The organism is Blautia sp. HA8986 (assembly GCF_056504635.1).
The window spans coordinates 28,361-46,276 of sequence record NZ_JBWLUQ010000003.1 but is presented as its reverse complement, the minus strand read 5'-3'; the positions used below and the strand labels follow the sequence as shown (position 1 = coordinate 46,276).

The following is a 17,916-nucleotide window of genomic DNA, read 5'->3' as shown; positions in this document are numbered from 1 at the left end:
TTTTTTCTTTTCAATATCACCACTTTACAACTTTTTCATAAAAAATAATCGTACAGGACTCGGGAGTTTGACAGTTGAATAATTAAAAATCACCCTGCAGGCCTTATAAAACCTGCATTCTTTATGTCAAATTTCATGTTTTTGTATGTACTTGTTTGTAATAGTGTGGTATAATGGAAGAAAAAAGGATTTATTTATCATGTATATCGCAATCACAGGCAGTAAAAATAATAAAGATGTATATATTTATCGTTCCTTCCGCAAAGAAAACGGAAAAGCCTCTTCATGTATTTATAAAAAACTCGGGAAGTACAATCTCCTTCTGGAACAGTTTGATGGAGATGAAGACAGGTTGATGGTGTGGGCAAAGGAACAGGCAGCAAAAGAAACAGAACTTTATAAGCAGCATACCGGAAAAGTGTCTGTAGAGTTCTCCAAAGCTGCAACTATCCCTATGAATGAGCGTCGTTCTTTCAATGTTGGATATCTGTTTCTTCAGGAACTGTGCACTCAGCTCCGTTTAGACAAAGTCTGTCGGACAATCAAAAGCAGACATAAATTTAAATATAATCTGAATGCAATACTCACAGATCTCGTTTATGCAAGGATTCTTTCCCCAGCCAGCAAGCTGGCCAGCTATGAGTACTGTCAGTCTCTATTGGAACCGCCTAAATACAGTCTCCAGGACGTATATCGTTCTCTTTCCGTGATCGCAGGGGAATCTGATTTTATACAGAGTGAACTTTATAAAAATACAAATTTTCTCTATCCAAGAAACGATCGTGTCCTTTATTATGACTGCACGAATTATTACTTTGAAATCGAAGAAGAAGATAATCTCCGACGCTATGGAAAAAGTAAAGAAAACCGTCCTAATCCAATCGTAACTATGGGATTGTTTATGGATGCAGATGGCCTTCCTCTTGCCTTCGACATCTTTCCGGGTAACCAGAACGAACAGACGACTTTGAAACCATTGGAGTCTAAAATCCTTCAGGATTTTAATTGCAGCGAATTCATTTATTGTTCGGATTCGGGACTTGGAAGTACAGCCAACCGAAGATTCAATCCCTTAAGAAACCGCGCTTATATCATCACACATTCTTTGAAAAAAATGAAAAAAGAGGATCGTGAGATTGCTCTGAACCCGACTCAGTTCCGCAGGATCGGAGCGGATAGATTTATAGACATCCGCACGCTGGACGAATCGGATGAAGAAGTCTATAACACGATCTACTACAAGGAAATACCTGTTGTTACAGGTGACATGGATGAGACTTTAATTGTCACTTATTCTCCTAAGTACAAAGCCTACCAGAGAAAGATCCGCGCCCGACAAATTGAACGGGCTGAACGGATAATCACAACACCTGGGCGCAAAAGAAAAGGGAAGAGCCAAAACGATCCTATGCGTTTCGTAAAAAAGACTTCCGTTACTACTGCTGGTGAGATTGCTGAAAAACAAGTTTACGATCTTGATAAAGAACAGATCCAGAAAGAAGAAATGTATGATGGGTTTTATGCAGTTATCACAAACCTGGAAGGTGATGTTTCAGAGATCATAAAGATCAATAAACAACGCTGGGAAATCGAAGAAAACTTCCGGATCATGAAAACAGAATTCGAAGCAAGACCAATATATGTCAGAAGAGAAGATCGGATAAAAGCCCATTTCATGACTTGTTATATCAGCCTTCTACTCTACCGTCTACTGGAAAAGAAACTTGGGAATCTTTATACAGCAGACCAGATATTGGAAACATTACGCTCTATGCAAATGACTCTGCTGAACACAGCGAGCGGATATATACCCTCTTATACAAGAACTGAACTAACCGATGCCTTGCATAAAATATTTGATTTTAGAACGGATCATGAATTCATTACTAAAGCAGATATGCGAACCCTCATCAAGAATACAAAACAGATAAAATCAAAGTAAGAATAATATAGTACATATCGATGCAAAAAGAAAAACGGCCACAATACCCATATTTACTGGGTTTGTAGCCGTTTTGTCACCTTACAACTGTCAAAGATGGGATTATACAACGAAAAGACATTGATTGGTAGACTTCATAAATATTTTTCAGCATATTTTGAAACTTTTTCAGCCCCAAGTGCTGAAATGCTGTTTCTGTTGATACTCTCAATACTGGCTTTGGAGTCGGCTCATTCCATACGTTTTTTGTACCGACACTTTTTATCCGGTATTACGACAAAGTCGCTGAATGCCTTTTATTATGCGTGTTCCTATAGAATCTGGTTTCTATCATTGAAGAATATGAAAACCTTGATCTGATTGGAAACGCAAGATCCGACTCTGTCATTTATGACTTTGCCCCGGCTCCTACAGGTCACAGGGGCAGACCAGCAAAACACGGAAGGCGTCTTTCAATAGAAGATGATTTTACTCTCTCTGATGAAAAGGCTGGCGATTATTATACCGGTGTTCGCCGTGTCCTGACAAATCTTTTTGGAACACGCGAGGTTCTTGCTTATGTTACATCAACAGCCAGAACCGTAGGAACCAAACGCCTGTTTTTTAGCACGATATCGCCCGAAGAACTGCAGATTTTCTGTGCATGGCAGGAATCTTCACCTTTAAATCAAACCGGAAGTGACCGGATGAAATATATTCCGCTATTTCTTTATTCGTTTCGCTGGAATATTGAAATCAGCTACTATGAACAGAAAACTTTCTGGTCACTATGCAGCTACATGGTACGGAGCTGCAAGGGCATTGAGATGATGATCAATCTGATCAATGTTGCTTATTGTGTGATGAAGTTATTGCCATATCAAGATGAAAGCTTTTCTGATTTCCGAGATAAAAGCGTGCAGGATTTCCGTTTTGCATTAAGCGAGCGTATACGCCAGCAGGTATTTTTTGCCACTTTCGTGAAAAACATCGAAATCCGAATAAAATCATCCTCAGTAATAAATGCCTTAAAGCGGGCGATTGTTAAGCAGGAGCATTATTTTATAAAGTTGTACAGTGGTATTATAATATTATAGGACAATTATGCTCTTCTTTTCTTAAACCATGATATCAGATACAAAACTATACAAAAAGTTATCACAAAAGGAGCAACTGCTACCAAAACGGTTGCCAAAAGTATCACAATTATCACTGCAATGGCGATCACAATTGCTTTTCCGTACCATGTGCCAAGATCCAGTCTGTAGCTTTTAGTCCGACTGGTTGTATTTCCGGTACTGTTTTCTGCATAGTCATCAGAGCCGTAGCTCTCCTCTGCATACCCTGATTCATCATAAACTTCTGTTCCATCATCTGTATCAATAAGAGTTCTTGCGATCAGTCTTGGATCACCAAGTTCTGCAAGCACATCTGTCTCACTTCGTCCGCTGCGGACCTGAGACTGGATATAATCTTCATAATACCGTACATGCGCCGCAGCCTTTCCCTGTGCCATCTGCCCGGACAACTGCCCTCTCAAAATCTCCAGAAATTCTCTTCTGCCCATATTTATCCGTTTAACCTCTCTTTACAAAGTATAATATCGTGATATACACAAATCAGGCCGTTACATACAGCTTCTTCAATCTTCATGTATATATATGATCATAATTTTTCCTCATTATACCATACTCTGCCATATCCATTCAGAAACAAACCATAAAATTTTGATTAAAAAATCGGAAGCATCCGTCAGAAAAAGCGGCCCTTCATGGATTGCCTGATGCAAATGCAAAAGCTATCATTCCATGTTCCGGCCGCCTTTTTAACGTAGAAATTTATCTATTATACCTGTTTATCTGTGTTCTGATCATCTGATATGTATCGATGCATTACCCGACCCATATGATATGTTTTATCTGATGATCCGTATTATCCGATATGTACAGCTCCTGTGCTGCGGATGTTCATCGGGTAAACATTCTCGCGTCCAACATACTCAGACATGTAATCTACATAAGCGTCTGTATCTTTGATCGGCAATACGCACATGATAACACCAGCAAAACCGCCGCCGTGAACTCTGCAGATACCTGCACCGATCTTGTTCAGGAAAAGTTTGGTAAGTGCAAGGCTTAATGTGATCTTCTGCTCCTTGCAGTTCTGGAGAGAATAACAGTTCTGCAGCCACTCCCAGGAAGAATTTCCGGATTCCTCGAGAAGACGTAAGAATCCCTCTCCATCTTTGTTCTCAACAGCTTTTACAGCATCTGCAACGCGTCTGTTTTCTTCATAGAAGTGCATAGCACGGAGAACAGCACGGTCATTCGGGATATCCTTAACATGAGCAAGAAGCTTCTCCATGTTGGACTCGCAGAGAAGCTCTACGCCCATAGCTTTTGCAGCTTCTTTCATCTCCATAGGAATCGAAGAATATTCCTCGCTGAGATCTGCATGACCTTTTCCCGTATTTACGATCACAAGTCTGTAACCCATATCCTCGAAGGAAAAAGCGATCTTCTCACAGCTGATATTCTCTTTGTCAGAAAAATCCAGAAGGATCGGGCCGCCGGCAGCGCATGCCATCTGATCCATCAGGCCGGAAGCTTTTTTCCAGTATACATTCTCTGCGTACTGTCCTGCTCTTGCGTACTCACCATACTCAAGTTTTCCTTCATTAAAGAAATGATTGGTAATGGCACAAACAAGCATCTCAAAAGATGCGGAAGAGCTGACACCTGCTGCTGCAATAACCTTAGTGGAAACATAAGCATCAAAACCGCCTGTTGCATAGCCTTTTTTCTGCATATATTCCATGATACCTGCAACAAGTGCATCTGTTCCCTTTGTGTATCTCTCTGTGCTGAGCTTGTCAAGGTCTACAACCACTTCCTGTTTGTATCCTTCACTTACCATATGGATCACATTGGTTCCGTTAGGGCATGCAGCACCAATAGTATCAAGGTCGATACTTGCAGCAATGATCTGTCCGCCGTTATGGTCAACATGGTTTCCGATGATCTCCGTACGTCCTGGTGCAGTGAAGAATTCTGCATTGTCATGATGATACTTTTTCTCAAAGTTCTCTGCCAGGCTTGTAAAACGCGCACTGCTCTCTTCTGTTTCTCCGTAAATTTTTTTCAGCAGGTCTGCTGATGGAATTTTGATTGCTCCCATTTTAATTTCCTCCTGTTTTTCGCAATATTCCGGGGTTCATCACTCCGGTGATCTCTTTGTCCGCGGCCGCCGTACCGGCTGCTTGTTTCCGTCACATCAGTGTATCTTTATTATAACAGCCTTACTATCTATGTCCATAAAGATTTTGCGTAAAAACAGTATTATTTTGTGGTCTGAACCATTTTTCCTGGCTCCAGTGCATATTCTTTTCCACCATAGATCAGAATTCCACCGGAAACGCTGCTCTCTACTGTCAGAGTCTTCTCATCCCACTGTACATGAACCAGGCCGCCTTTTACAGGGAAAGTGCAGTCCATGATCTCAAAAGTCTCTGTCTCAGGCTTTACAGTGAAGGTCTTATATGCGGTATCTGTAAGCTGGATGCCTGCAAAATATCTACCAAGAAGATAAATCGGGCTTGCAGCCCATGCATGGCAGAAGCTCTTTCCAAAAGGATCTCCGTACATCTCATACTGTTCCTCCGGCTTCTTCTCCGGATCAAACTCCTCCCAGAATGTGACAGCTCCCTGTGCGAGCATGCCGCCCCAGTAGCTCTCCATCATCTTCTTCACATTATCAAAACGTCCCATCGCGCACATGGCCTCAAGCTCATAGAACTTGAAGTACGGAGTTGTGATCTGTGGGATATCATCATTCTCGATCACATTTTTCATCAGAAGTTCTTTGCGCGCATCATCTGCAAAGCCAAAGAGGATTGCAAAAATATTGGCATGGCGTGTCACATTGTTCTTTCCTGATGAAAAGCTGTCGATGTATGCGCCCTTTTCTTCATTCCAGTAAAACTCCTCAATCTGCGCTGTCAGTGTCTTATATTTCTCCTGCCACTGGGAACCGTCACCAAGAACAAGCTCATCTGCCTGCGCCATAGTCTGATAGCACATAGCAAGAAGCATCTGCTCTGCACAGATTGCGCCTTCTTTGTCTATATCAGCCCAGTCAACAAAGATCCAGTCACCTTCGCGTCCTACGATAAAGCCATTCTCATCCAGCTGACCACCCAGGAAATCCATCATTGCAGTCATTCTCGGATAGATTGCATTTACAAACTCTTCGTCACCCGTCATGCGGTAATGATTCAGGATTCCAATGACCCAGTACATAGAATAATCCACGATGGTATTGATATGCTGGCGGATCGGGCTGTTTCCAATCAAAGCCCAGAGAGTTCTGCGGTTGATGTCCTCATCAAACATCAGATACTGGTTTACAAAATAGCTCTGGTATGCATCTCCGGACCAGATCCAGCGGTCGCGTTTAACACCGTCAATAAAGAAGATTCCGCTGCAGAGCTGAAATGTCCACACTGCCACATCCCAGATCTTATTGATCAGTTCATCTGAAGAAGAGAAAGATGCGCGAACCGGGATGTCCACATACTGATGGATCGCCTTAATACTGATCTCATCTTTATGTGCGCCCGGCACAAACACATAGCGAAACGCTCTCCGGATGATCTCATCTTCCGGCGCATGTAAAGTCTGGCTGTAATAGCAGTTTACTGTATCTCTGGCTTCAGTCTCAGACTCACCGTAACACAGTGTCATCTCACGGAATCCTTTCGGGAACTCTGCCTTCAGAACAGCTGTAAGCTCTGTCTCAAATACGAACAGGACACCGCTTTCATCCTCACGGATCTCAGACGGCAGATATTCTTTTTCGTCGTATACCCATACGGACGGGTTCTGCTCCCTCGCTGTGTAGATCTCATTATACCCTACAGGTACCGGATTGCTGACAAAATCATCCGCAAACCATCCCCTGTCTGAGGTGATCGTTTCGCCCTCGATACGCACAGACGGAACTCCTGCCGGCATTCCTGCGTAGATCTCAAATTTCTGTTTTCCGGGACCGCATACTACCGGCTCCCCAAACCTCTTCTTTATGTCATTTATGCGGTAATAACCGAGACAGTTTGCGTACACTGTAACGGTCTCCTCTTTTTTCAGATCATATTCTCTTGTAAAACGTACATGCTTTCTGCAGTCATCCAGGTGATAATATGCCGGCCAGATAAAGCCTCTCTCCTCCCTGCTGAAATTCTGCAGCATTCCATGATAGACTTCAAAATCTCCCGGATACCAGATCCAATGTGATATATTCATATATTTTCTCCTTTATCATAACTGTTTATGTTGTTTTTTGTTCTTTACCGCGAATTATCTTATCCTATTTTATCACTTCTGTCCATGCACATATTGTCACATGGCATGGATTTATCGTTACTGTTATCATTGTTCACAGGTAATACTCCGTAAAATGTTTTTGTAAACAAAGTTCACAGAAAAATCTCTAATCCTGGTATGATACTTTCCTTCCGCATTTCTTTCTGTTAAAATAAAGTTCAGAAAAAGGGGGAACGTTTTTCATGCAGATCATCACCAACACAGTCGGAAAAGAACTGAAAAAGCACGGCGACAGTGCATTTCCGTGCCTGGTAAGCTATGAATGTCTTTCCGGATATGAATCCGGATCTTTTCTCTGGCACTGGCACCCGGAGATCGAGCTCACCTATGTGGAAAAAGGTGAAATGCTCTACAAAGTCAATCAAAACACATTTCACCTTAAGGAAGGCCAGGCACTCTTCGGCAATGCCAATGCTCTCCATGCAGGATATATGTACCATAACCAGGACTGTAAATACATTCCTGTCACCTTTGATCCTAAACTGATCTACGGTTTTTCAGGCAGTATCCTGTTCCAGAAATATACAGAGCCTGTCCTGCGCAGTTTTTCCCTCTCTGCCATCCCCCTGGATTTTTCCAGTGAATGGCATAAGGATGCTGTGGAAGATATCCGGCAGATCATAGCTCTGGACAGCCGGCATACTCCCCTGTACGAGTTTGATATTATTTCCAGGTTGCAGCACTTCTGGAAAATTTTGTGCGAAAACATGCTTTACCGTGCTGTTCCTCCATCCGGTCAGGATGAGGAAAACTACCGGCGGATCCGTAAGATCATGTCCTATATTGCAGAACATTATTCCGAAAAGATCCTTCTGGAAGACATTGCGGAACTGATACATTTAAGTCCCAGCGAATGTAGCCGTCTCTTTAAAAAATGCATGAACATCACTCTGTTCGGATATATCCAGGAATACAGGATTGAACGCAGTCTTGAGCATCTCAGTGATTCTTCCTGTTCGATCACGGAAGCCGGATTGATGTCCGGTTTTTCGGACTCCAATTATTACACCAAGGTTTTCACAAAAATAAAAGGCTGTACGCCAAGACAATACAGAAAAAATCAGGAGCTGTGATTTCTTTTCTCACATGCTCCTGATTCGTTAAAACAGCTCTTTCATAGTCGGATACAGTTTGCGGAATTTCTGGTATTTCTCCTCATATTTGGCAACCAGTTCCGGATCCGGCTCTACGGTATCTACGACTTTAACCATTTTTTTGCAGATAGTCTCTACATCCGGATATGCGCCGCAGCCTACTGCTGCCAGCATTGCACCACCCATGGACGGACCTTCCTCATTCTCCGGCACATCAACTTTCAGGTTCATCACATTTGCGATGATCTTTTTCCAGAGAGGACTCTTAGCTCCGCCGCCGCAGATCTTTGTGCGCTCGATATTGATTCCAAGGCTTCTTGCAACCTCCAGGGAATCACGAAGTCCGAAAGCAACGCCTTCCAGAACAGCCTGTGTCATATCTGCTCTTGTGGTATCCATGGACATTCCGAAAAATACGCCTCTTGCATCCGGGTTGTTATGCGGAGATCTCTCTCCCATCAGATACGGAAGGAAGAATACCTGATTCTCACCAAGCTTCCGGATCGGTGCCTGCTCTGCCACGAAATCCTTTGTCTTAAGAATCTCCTCAGACCACCATTTGTTGCAGGATGCAGCACTTAACATGCAACCCATAAGGTGATAGCTTCCATCTGCATGGTCAAAAGAATGAAGTGCATTGTTTTCATCTACTCCGAAATCTTTGCTGGAAATAAAGATGGTACCGGATGTTCCAAGGGAAATGTTGCACTGGCCATCACCAACAGTTCCTGTTCCAACAGCTGCTGCAGCATTATCGCCTGCTCCTGCTACAACCTTCACATCTTCTGAGAAGCCAAGCTCTTTCGCTACTTCCGGTTTCAGAGTTCCAACTACCTGCCAGCTCTCATACAGCTTCGGAAGCTGCTCCTCTGTGATATGGCAAATCTCAAGCATCTCTTTTGACCAGCAGCGATTCTTCACATCAAGAAGGAGCATGCCGGAAGCATCGGAAACATCTGTGCAGAAAGATCCGCTTAAACGATATGCAAGATAATCTTTCGGAAGCATGATCTTTACTACTTTTTTGAAATTCTCTGGCTCATTTTTCTGCATCCAGAGGATCTTCGGTGCTGTAAATCCTGCAAATGCGATGTTTGCCGTGTACTGGGAAAGTTTGTCTTTTCCGATGACTGTGTTCAGATATTCTGTCTCCTCGCCTGTACGTCCGTCATTCCAGAGGATCGCCGGACGGATCACATTGTCATCTTTATCAAGTGTTACAAGGCCGTGCATCTGGCCGCCAAAACCGATTCCTGCTACTTCTTTGCGGTCGATTCCTTCTGTGAGTTCTTTGATCCCTTCCATGCTCTGGGTGAACCAGTCTTCCGGATTCTGCTCAGACCAGCCCGGATGAGGGAAGAACAACGGATATTCTTTTGATACGATGTTGCAGATCTTTCCGGATTCTTCCATAAGAAGAAGCTTTACAGCTGAAGTTCCAAGATCAACGCCAATATAATACATAATAATTTTTTCCTCCTGTAAATACAGAAACCGCGGCTCTCAGTTCGCAGCGTCTGCACGCCTGAGAGCTCGCGGTTTCTGAATCGTACTTGATTTAGCAGGATCAGTCCGCATCTGCGGATGATCTTATCTGCCTGTTTTAATTATCTCCAAGGATTTTCTGTCGGATATCTTACGCCTGCCGGCTGGTTGTAACCAATCTCCTCAACCGGTACACCGATGTATTTGAATACCTCGAAGAGAGCTTTTCCGTGATGTCCGAATGCTACAGCTCCGTGATGTGGGAAGCCTCCCTCGATCAGTACATGGCGGTAGAAACGTCCCATCTCCGGAATTGCGAATACACCGATAGCTCCGAAGGAACGTGTTGCAACCGGAAGAACTTCACCATGTGCAATGTATGCACGAAGCTTGTTGTCAGCTGTGCTCTGCAGACGGTAGAATGTGATATCTCCAGGTTTGATATCTCCCTCAAGAGTTCCGTTTGTAACTTCAACCGGAAGGGATCTTGCCATGATCATCTGGTATTTCATCTCACAGAAGGACAGCTTGCTGGATGCCGTGTTTCCACAGTGGAATCCCATAAATGTATCCTGAAGTGTATAGTTGAATTTGCCTTCAATGGACTCTTTATACATATCCTTCGGTACGGAGTTGTTGATATCAAGAAGTGTAACGATATCATCACTTACAACCTGTCCGATGAACTCACTTAATGTTCCGTAGATATCAACCTCACAGGATACAGGAATGCCCTGTGCTGTCAGACGGCTGTTTACATAACATGGAACAAATCCGAATTGTGTCTGGAATGCCGGCCAGCATTTACCTGTCAGTGTTACATATTTACGATATCCTTTGTGATCTCTTACCCAGTCTTTCAGAGTCAGCTCATACTGTGCAAGTTTCGGAAGGATCTCCGGTTTCTTGTTTCCTGCGCCAAGCTCTTCTTCCATCTCTTTAACGATTGCCGGGATTCTCTCATCACCTGCATGATTGTTGAATGCCTCGAAAAGATCCAGCTCTGAGTTCTCCTCAATCTCTACGCCAAGATTGTAAAGCTGTTTGATCGGTGCGTTGCATGCAAGGAAGTTTGTAGGACGCGGTCCGAAGCTGATGATCTTCAGGTTGCTTAAGCCCTCGATTGCTTTTGCGATTGGAAGGAAGTCATGGATCATATCTGCACAGTCTTCTGCGTCACCTACCGGATACTCCGGAATATAAGCTTTTACGTTACGAAGCTGCAGGTTGTAGCTTGCGTTCAGCATACCGCAGTAAGCATCTCCACGTCCCTGGCAAAGATTGTCCTGTGTTTCTTCTGCTGCTGCGATGAACATCTTCGGTCCCTCGAAATGTTTTGCAAGAAGTGTCTCGGAAATCTCCGGTCCGAAGTTTCCAAGGTATACGCAAAGTGCATTACATCCCGCTTTTTTGATATCTTCAAGAGCCTGAACCATATGGATCTCGCTCTCTACGATACAGACCGGACACTCATAGATATCTTTTGCATCGTATTTCTTTGTGTAAGCTTCTACAAGAGCTTTTCTTCTGTTTACGGAAAGGCTTTCCGGGAAGCAGTCTCTGCTGACTGCAACGATTCCAACTTTAACCTCTGGCATGTTGTTCATAATTCATTCTCCTTTTTGAAAAATACCTCTCTGCACTTGAGACAGGCAGATCATTAATTACTTTTATTTCATCTCTGAATGGTTCTGAATATTTCTCATTCAAGTGTGATATTCTCACCTTTCAGGCCGTTGAATGCGCCTTCGATCTTCGCATCCTCATGGGCAATGAGCCATTTATTTTTGGCTGTCATAAGACCATCCTCACCATCTTTCGGCATCGGGAAATCGATGTCTGTGTTGGTTCCTCTTGGAAGAACGACTACACACTGGAATCCGCTCTCGTTCACATGGCATGGTGCATAGTGAAGAGTTGTTGCATAAACCTCGATTCCTGTTCCTGCCGGCACAAGGAATGCCTCGATCTTAGCTGTGTCATATGTAAAATCCGGTTCAATATCCTGCTGATGTCCGATGAGCAGTACCAGATCTGTCACTGCTACGTTAATCTCGGAATTGCGGTGGTATTCTACAGCGTTCAGTTTCCTGTTGTGACCGTTGCAGTATCCAATCTCGATGGGTAATCCGCCGAAAGCTCTGTTTCTCAGGTCTTTCTCCACCTCAAGAACTTCAAGCTCCTCTACAGATGGAACATATACGACATCTTCCGGAACCGGTGTATGTTTCATCTCTTTCAGAAGTGCACTGAAGTTGTATCCTTCCAGAACTTTTCCGTATTTGCGGAAAGCCGGATCTGTTACTTTCTGAATTTTCACGGTTTTAGCCTCCTTATAGAGTTACTGTTTCACAGCTTCATTCGCTGTTTCGTTTTCAACTGAAAAAAGCATACCACATCATGGTATGCTTTTCGCCGTTTTTCTTGTCTCATTCATAGCACTTTTTTGACATTTTATTTTTTCTGGCGTTCCACCTTGCCCGGCAGGATGCCGTACCGTTTCACAAATTCCTTGGAAAAAGCCCTGCTGCTTGCAAAACCGTTGTCAAGTGCGATAAAACTGATCGTATGATCGGTATTCAGAAGCTCTTTATAGGCATACGCCATGCGGATATCCTGCAAATATGTCTTAAAATTGACCTTCGCATACTTACGGAACATTCTCGAAAGATATGCGTCAGAATATCCGAACATGGCTGCAAGGCCGGAAAGCCTGAGATCTTCTTTGTAATGCTCTCTCATATAAGTGGTAATTTTTGACAAAGCATCCAGTCTACGGCTGTTTTTCAGCTCACTTTCCTCCACCTCTGTGACCCTGTAGGTGGAAACCATGCAATAAAGAATCTCGTAAAAGACAGCCCTGGCACGGAACTCATAGCCTGTCTCCCTGGATACATACACCCGATATAATTCCCGGATCAGGAAAACCATGCGGCTGTCGTTTTCCGTTGAGCCTGCATTTATCTGTTCCGCTTCTGTTCCTTCAGATGTGAAACGTAAAGTCTTATTCTGCGAAGTGTTTCCACTATGAAACCTGATAAACCTCTGCGCTGTAAAATAATCCGTAAACTGCTTCAGCGGGATCTGCAATACAATCGTCTCATTCCGCACCGGTGCCTGGATAGAATGTACTTCATTGGAATTAATGATCAGAAACTCTCCTGCCTTCAGCGGATATTCCACCTCATTAATATAGAAAGAAAGATTTCCTTCCATCACAGTAAAAATCTCGATAGATGTATGCCAATGTTTTTCCCTGACATAATTTCCGTTTCTTCCTTCAAAGAGAAAAAGCTTGAAAGGAAGTCCCTCATCGGGAATGATCAGTTCATGCTGAAACTCCATAGCCCGCCTCCTTTTCCCGCTGTTTCGTCTGTACCCGACGTACCATACTTCCATAAAATGCTGCAAGGATCTGCTGGAACAAAGTTCCGATCATAACCGGAAACAGTACTTCTGCCGGAAAATACGCTCCTGCAATTACAGCTCCTGCACTGATGTTTCTCATACCAGAACCATAGATCATGGAAACTGTGGACTGTTTATTCTGCTTCGTGAAAATCGCGATCAGCCAGCCGATAGCATAACCTCCAGCTGCCAGAACAAGGATCGTTGCTGCTACTTCCAGTCTTTCTCCATTGAGGTGTTTCATATACGGGGAAACCTTGGAGGAATTGGATGTCACCACGAATATCAGGCATATTTTTGAAAAAGGAGCCAGTTTGGATGGCCAGGTCTCCATTACTTTTCCATGGCTGAACTCATTCAGACACATGGCAAGGACTGCCGGAAGAGCGATCATAAATACCAGCTCTTTCATCATTCCCATGGTATCCATCTTCACACTTGATCCTACCAATATCTTCAGAGCTGCAGGGATCAGAAACGGGGCCAGGATCGTATCGATCACAACCAGGGAAAGAGAAAGCGGACTGTTTCCATTATAGATCGACACCCACATTAAGCTGATCACAGCTGTGGGAACTGAAAATTCCAGAACCATTCCTGTGATATAATTCGCATTTCCAGGAAACAGAAGATGTCCCAGACCGCAGGCGATCATCGGTACAAGAGCATGAAGCACAAGCAGCATCAAAATCAGCGGAAGAGGTCTCTTAAATACATCTGCCACATCCCTGAATCTGGACTTCAGTGCACCGACAAACGTCATAAATGCAAAAGCATAAGTAACATACGGTACACCATGCTTCGCAATATCCGGAAAAAACACGCCCGTCAGAAGACAGACAGGCGTTACAAAAGCCATCCATTTCTCTATAAAACTGTTAAATTTTCCCAGCATATTCCACCTCATTGCATTTTTACTTTATTATCTGTTTTCTTTATTTCAGTTTAACATAAATTTAGTTCAACGCAAGAGAAATATAATTTACAGGACTGGACATATATCTGTATTATGATACAATATAACCAATTTTGTCACTGAAATTTTAATCATATGTTAGGAGCACTATATCTATGAAAAAGAACAACCGACAACTGTGTTTTTATTCCTTTACAGTCACTTTGCTGACTCTGCTGCTTCTGTTCTGGCATTACGGATACGCACCTTTTGGCGATAATTCCTTGGCCTCACACGATGCCGGCATCCAATATCTGAACTTTTATTCCTATTTTAAAGATGTTTTATCCGGAAAAAACAGTCTTACCTATACCTTCAGCAAAACTTTGGGCGGTAACTGTATCGGTGTCTTCAGTTACTACCTTACTTCACCTTTTATGCTGCTTTCTGTATTTTTTAAGAAATCACAGCTCCATAGTTTTTTTGACCTTCTTGTAATATTGAAGCTTTCCCTTGCCTCTTTTACATTCTGCTGGTTTCTTATTGGCCGCTTCCGGAAATATCTTGCAGACAGATCTGACCTTGTCAAAAATTCCTGTATTGTCATACTGTCTGTAAGCTACGGACTCTGCCAGTACAATATTGCCCAGAGCAGCAATCTGATGTGGCTGGACGGTGTTTATATGCTGCCTCTGATCCTTCTTGGAGTATACCGGCTTCTTTATTCGGGATCTGTCTGGAAGCTCACTGTTCCGGTTGCATTATCCATACTTTTCAACTGGTATATCGGCGGCATCAACTGCCTTTTTTCCGGGATATGGCTGCTTCTGGAACTCTGCATTTATCTGATCTCATCAGATTTTTCAAAGAAAGCCATAAGTCACTGCCTCCGTTCCATTGCACGCTACCTGACAGCTATGATATCCGGCGTATTATGCAGCTGCGTGTTGTTCCTCCCTACAGTTTCTGCCATGCGAAATTCCAACAGAGGAGCACTTGATTTTTCCACGCTGCTGAATTTTAATTTTACCGGAAATTTCTCCACTGTTTTGTCCAATTATGTTTTTGGCTCTGTCAGTAAAGAAGGAAGTGTTTCCCTGTTCTGCGGAACTTTTGCCATAACCGGACTGATCGCACTTTTTCTGTCCGGAAAAGTTTCCGCAAGGCTGAAGACTGTTCTGGGAAGCTTCGCAGTACTTTTTGTCATGATCCTTTACTGGGAACCTTTTTGCACTGTATTTTCGCTGTTTAAAGCGGTCAGCAGCTTCTGGTATCGTTATTCTTACCTGACGATCTTCGGAATTCTTTTTATTGCCGCATTCTTTTATCTTGCGTTCCTTGATAAAGAAAGCCCGTTTATTCTGATCCGAAGCAGTGTTATTTTTGCCGGGCTTCTGCTCCTGCTGCGTCATAATGCAAAAGGAGACAATGCTCTTCAGCAAACCTGTACTACTGTTCTGATCGCCTTTTTTACAGCTGCTGCATTTTCCATATTTACTGCATTTACCAGACAGCAGCTGAACCTGTACCGCTGGACTGCTTTTATCGCCGCTGCCGGCCTGATTCTGGGAAGCACTGCCTATAACACCAAGCTTCTGATGGATGAATATCATGTTTCTGAAGATGCCAGCTATAAACTTTATTCAGCCATTACTCAGAAACAGATCCGTGATATCCAGAACATGGATCAGAGTCTGTACCGTATTTCACAGACTACCACGCAGAAAATGCTTCCAAGTAATACTACTTCCAACTATGATGAAGCTTTCGCTTTCAATTACCGCTCGATTTCAGGCTACACCTCATCCCCCGATGATAACCAGCGTGATTTTCTGGAACATATCGGTTATACCAAATGCGGAGAAAACATGAATATTACCAATGCATCCGTGATTGGTGCAGATGCTCTTCTTAGTGTAAAATATACTCTGTCTCCTTATAAGATCAATGGACTTGAAGAAGTTTCTTCCATAGATAATGATCAGGACAAAAAAATATACCGGAATCCCTACGCTCTTCCTATGGGACTGATCTACACGGATTCCCGGATCAAAAATGAAGAAGCAGATATATCCAATCCTTTTGAGTATCAGAATTACCTGTACAGCCTGCTATACGGCAAAAAGGTTTCGGTTTATGAACCGCTGGATTTTTCCAGAACTTCTGAAGGTGACTCCAAAAAACACAAAGCACAGTCCTACTCCATTGATCTGAAGCAGGGAAATTATGTTTTCTATGGAAATATTCCGTGGGATGCTCTCATGGATAAGGCCATGCTCACTGTAAAAAATAAATATAAAACCAGATACTCCTGGTGGCTGGCTCCGTCTGTGTTCTATATCCCGGCAGATCAAAATGAATCGCAGGCAACAGTTTCCATCAGCTCAAAAGCAGGTTATTACATACGTCCTGACGCAGAACAGTTCTATGGTCTGAACCTAGATACACTTTCTCAGGTTACTCAAAAGATTTCATCCAGTCAGCCAGATGAACTTACCATAGAAAACGGATACGTACATGCTGTCTGCAATGCCACATCTGACAACCAGAGGCTATATCTCTCTGTCCCGTACGATAAAGGCTGGAATGTTTATCTCAACGGAAAGAAAGCCTCCTATGATCTCATTGACAACTGTATGTATTCCATTCCTCTTGAAAAAGGTGAAAACACGATTGAGATGAAATATACATGCCCGGTGCTCTATGCTGGCATTGCTGTTTCTGTTTTTGGAATCCTGTTGACAATTACCGTTACTTTAGCAGAAAATAAGAAACGGAGGTTTAAAAAATGATTTCTTTGATTATACCATGTTTTAATGAAGAAGAATCCCTTCCTCTTTTTTATCAGGAAGCGTCTTCTGTCCTTTCAAAAATGGACTGTGACTATGAATTTATTTTTGTAAATGATGGTTCCAGAGACCGAACCCTTGAGATTTTAAAAGAACTTTCAGAAAAAGATCCTCATGTGATCTATCTTTCTTTTTCCAGAAACTTCGGAAAAGAAGCTGCCATGTATGCAGGCTTCTGCAACGCCGGAGGTGATTATGTGGCAGTTATGGATGCCGATCTTCAGGATCCGCCGTCTCTTCTTCCTGAAATGATGAAAAAACTGGAATCCGGCGAATATGACAGTGTTGCTACAAGACGTGTCAGCCGTGACGGTGAGCCACCCATCCGGAGCTTTTTTGCCCGGAAATTCTATCAGATCATCAACAAGATCTCAGATGCGGATATTGTTGACGGTGCCAGAGATTTCCGCCTGATGAAACGCAGCATGGTGGATGCCATCATCTCCATGAGCGAATACAACCGTTTCTCCAAAGGAATCTTCGGATGGATCGGTTTCCGTACATATTGGCTCCCATATAAGAATGTCGAGCGTGTAGCCGGTGAGACAAAATGGAATTTCTGGAAGCTTTTTAAATATGCAGTCAGCGGCATCATTAATTTTTCCCAGGTTCCCCTGACTATTGCTTCCTGGTTCGGGACTGCCATGACCGGATTTTCTTTCCTGACACTTCTTACTATTATTATAAGAAAACTGATCTTTGATGATCCGGTTCAGGGCTGGGCTTCCATTATCTGCGTGATCATCTTCATCGGCGGCCTGCAGCTTTTCTGTCTTGGAATTATGGGACAGTACATAGCCAAAACTTATATGGAGGTCAAGCACCGTCCCCACTATATTATATCAGAGTCCAATAAGAAGGACTTTACTCCCGTACACTGATC

At 43.2% G+C, this 17,916-nt stretch carries 13 protein-coding genes; 5 read left to right on the top strand and 8 right to left on the bottom strand.

Annotated features, from left to right (window positions below; translation table 11 throughout):
* Positions 1-199: 199 nt before the first annotated feature.
* Positions 200-1,942, top strand: coding sequence for an IS1634 family transposase (locus AC04Q4_RS15030; protein WP_476389237.1), 1,743 nt, complete (start codon positions 200-202; stop codon positions 1,940-1,942).
* A 686-nt stretch (positions 1,943-2,628) separates the two neighbouring features.
* Positions 2,629-3,018, top strand: coding sequence for a hypothetical protein (locus AC04Q4_RS15025; protein WP_476389236.1), 390 nt, complete (start codon positions 2,629-2,631; stop codon positions 3,016-3,018).
* A gap of 5 nt (positions 3,019-3,023) precedes the next feature.
* Here AC04Q4_RS15025 and AC04Q4_RS15020 read toward each other — a convergent pair whose 3' ends face one another.
* From AC04Q4_RS15020 to AC04Q4_RS15010, 3 genes are all read right to left on the bottom strand, one after another.
* Entirely contained in the window at positions 3,024-3,488 is a 465-nt protein-coding gene (locus AC04Q4_RS15020; protein WP_476389235.1) for an HAAS signaling domain-containing protein, read from the bottom strand.
* A gap of 365 nt (positions 3,489-3,853) precedes the next feature.
* Entirely contained in the window at positions 3,854-5,098 is a 1,245-nt protein-coding gene (locus AC04Q4_RS15015) for a galactokinase family protein (RefSeq protein ID WP_195456050.1), read from the bottom strand.
* 161 nt (positions 5,099-5,259) lie between these two features.
* A complete protein-coding gene (locus AC04Q4_RS15010; protein WP_476389234.1) occupies positions 5,260-7,221 on the bottom strand; it encodes an alpha-L-rhamnosidase-related protein in 1,962 nt (653 codons plus the stop codon).
* 263 nt (positions 7,222-7,484) lie between these two features.
* Here AC04Q4_RS15010 and AC04Q4_RS15005 point away from each other — a divergent pair, with 263 nt between their 5' ends.
* The gene (locus tag AC04Q4_RS15005) at positions 7,485-8,375 is read left to right on the top strand and encodes a helix-turn-helix domain-containing protein (protein ID WP_476389233.1); all 891 of its coding nucleotides are present in this window, start codon (positions 7,485-7,487) and stop codon (positions 8,373-8,375) included.
* A gap of 27 nt (positions 8,376-8,402) precedes the next feature.
* Here AC04Q4_RS15005 and xylB read toward each other — a convergent pair whose 3' ends face one another.
* The 5 genes from xylB to AC04Q4_RS14980 all read right to left on the bottom strand — a co-directional run bounded on the left by xylB (position 8,403) and on the right by AC04Q4_RS14980 (position 14,184).
* On the bottom strand, positions 8,403-9,860 hold the full coding sequence (xylB, locus tag AC04Q4_RS15000; RefSeq protein ID WP_173739057.1) for a xylulokinase: 1,458 nt from the start codon (positions 9,858-9,860) through the stop codon (positions 8,403-8,405).
* Between the two features lie 143 nt (positions 9,861-10,003).
* On the bottom strand, positions 10,004-11,488 hold the full coding sequence (locus AC04Q4_RS14995) for an L-fucose/L-arabinose isomerase family protein (protein ID WP_119239178.1): 1,485 nt from the start codon (positions 11,486-11,488) through the stop codon (positions 10,004-10,006).
* A 95-nt stretch (positions 11,489-11,583) separates the two neighbouring features.
* Complete coding sequence (locus AC04Q4_RS14990; RefSeq protein WP_476389232.1) at positions 11,584-12,201, bottom strand: DUF4867 family protein; 618 nt, start codon at positions 12,199-12,201, stop codon at positions 11,584-11,586.
* Positions 12,202-12,335: 134 nt separating this feature from the next.
* Positions 12,336-13,226 carry a helix-turn-helix domain-containing protein gene (locus AC04Q4_RS14985; protein ID WP_476389231.1) on the bottom strand — a complete coding sequence of 297 codons (891 nt, stop codon included), beginning with the start codon at positions 13,224-13,226 and terminating at the stop codon, positions 12,336-12,338.
* Complete coding sequence (locus AC04Q4_RS14980; RefSeq protein WP_173739060.1) at positions 13,210-14,184, bottom strand: bile acid:sodium symporter family protein; 975 nt, start codon at positions 14,182-14,184, stop codon at positions 13,210-13,212. The genes AC04Q4_RS14985 and AC04Q4_RS14980 overlap by 17 nt, the downstream gene beginning before the upstream one ends.
* Before the next feature lie 176 nt (positions 14,185-14,360).
* Here AC04Q4_RS14980 and AC04Q4_RS14975 point away from each other — a divergent pair, with 176 nt between their 5' ends.
* Positions 14,361-16,976, top strand: coding sequence for a YfhO family protein (locus tag AC04Q4_RS14975; RefSeq protein WP_476389230.1), 2,616 nt, complete (start codon positions 14,361-14,363; stop codon positions 16,974-16,976).
* Positions 16,973-17,914 (top strand): glycosyltransferase, encoded by a 942-nt coding sequence (locus AC04Q4_RS14970; RefSeq protein WP_476389229.1) that lies wholly within the window; start codon positions 16,973-16,975, stop codon positions 17,912-17,914. Before AC04Q4_RS14975 ends, AC04Q4_RS14970 begins: the two co-directional genes overlap by 4 nt.
* Positions 17,915-17,916 lie beyond the last annotated feature (2 nt).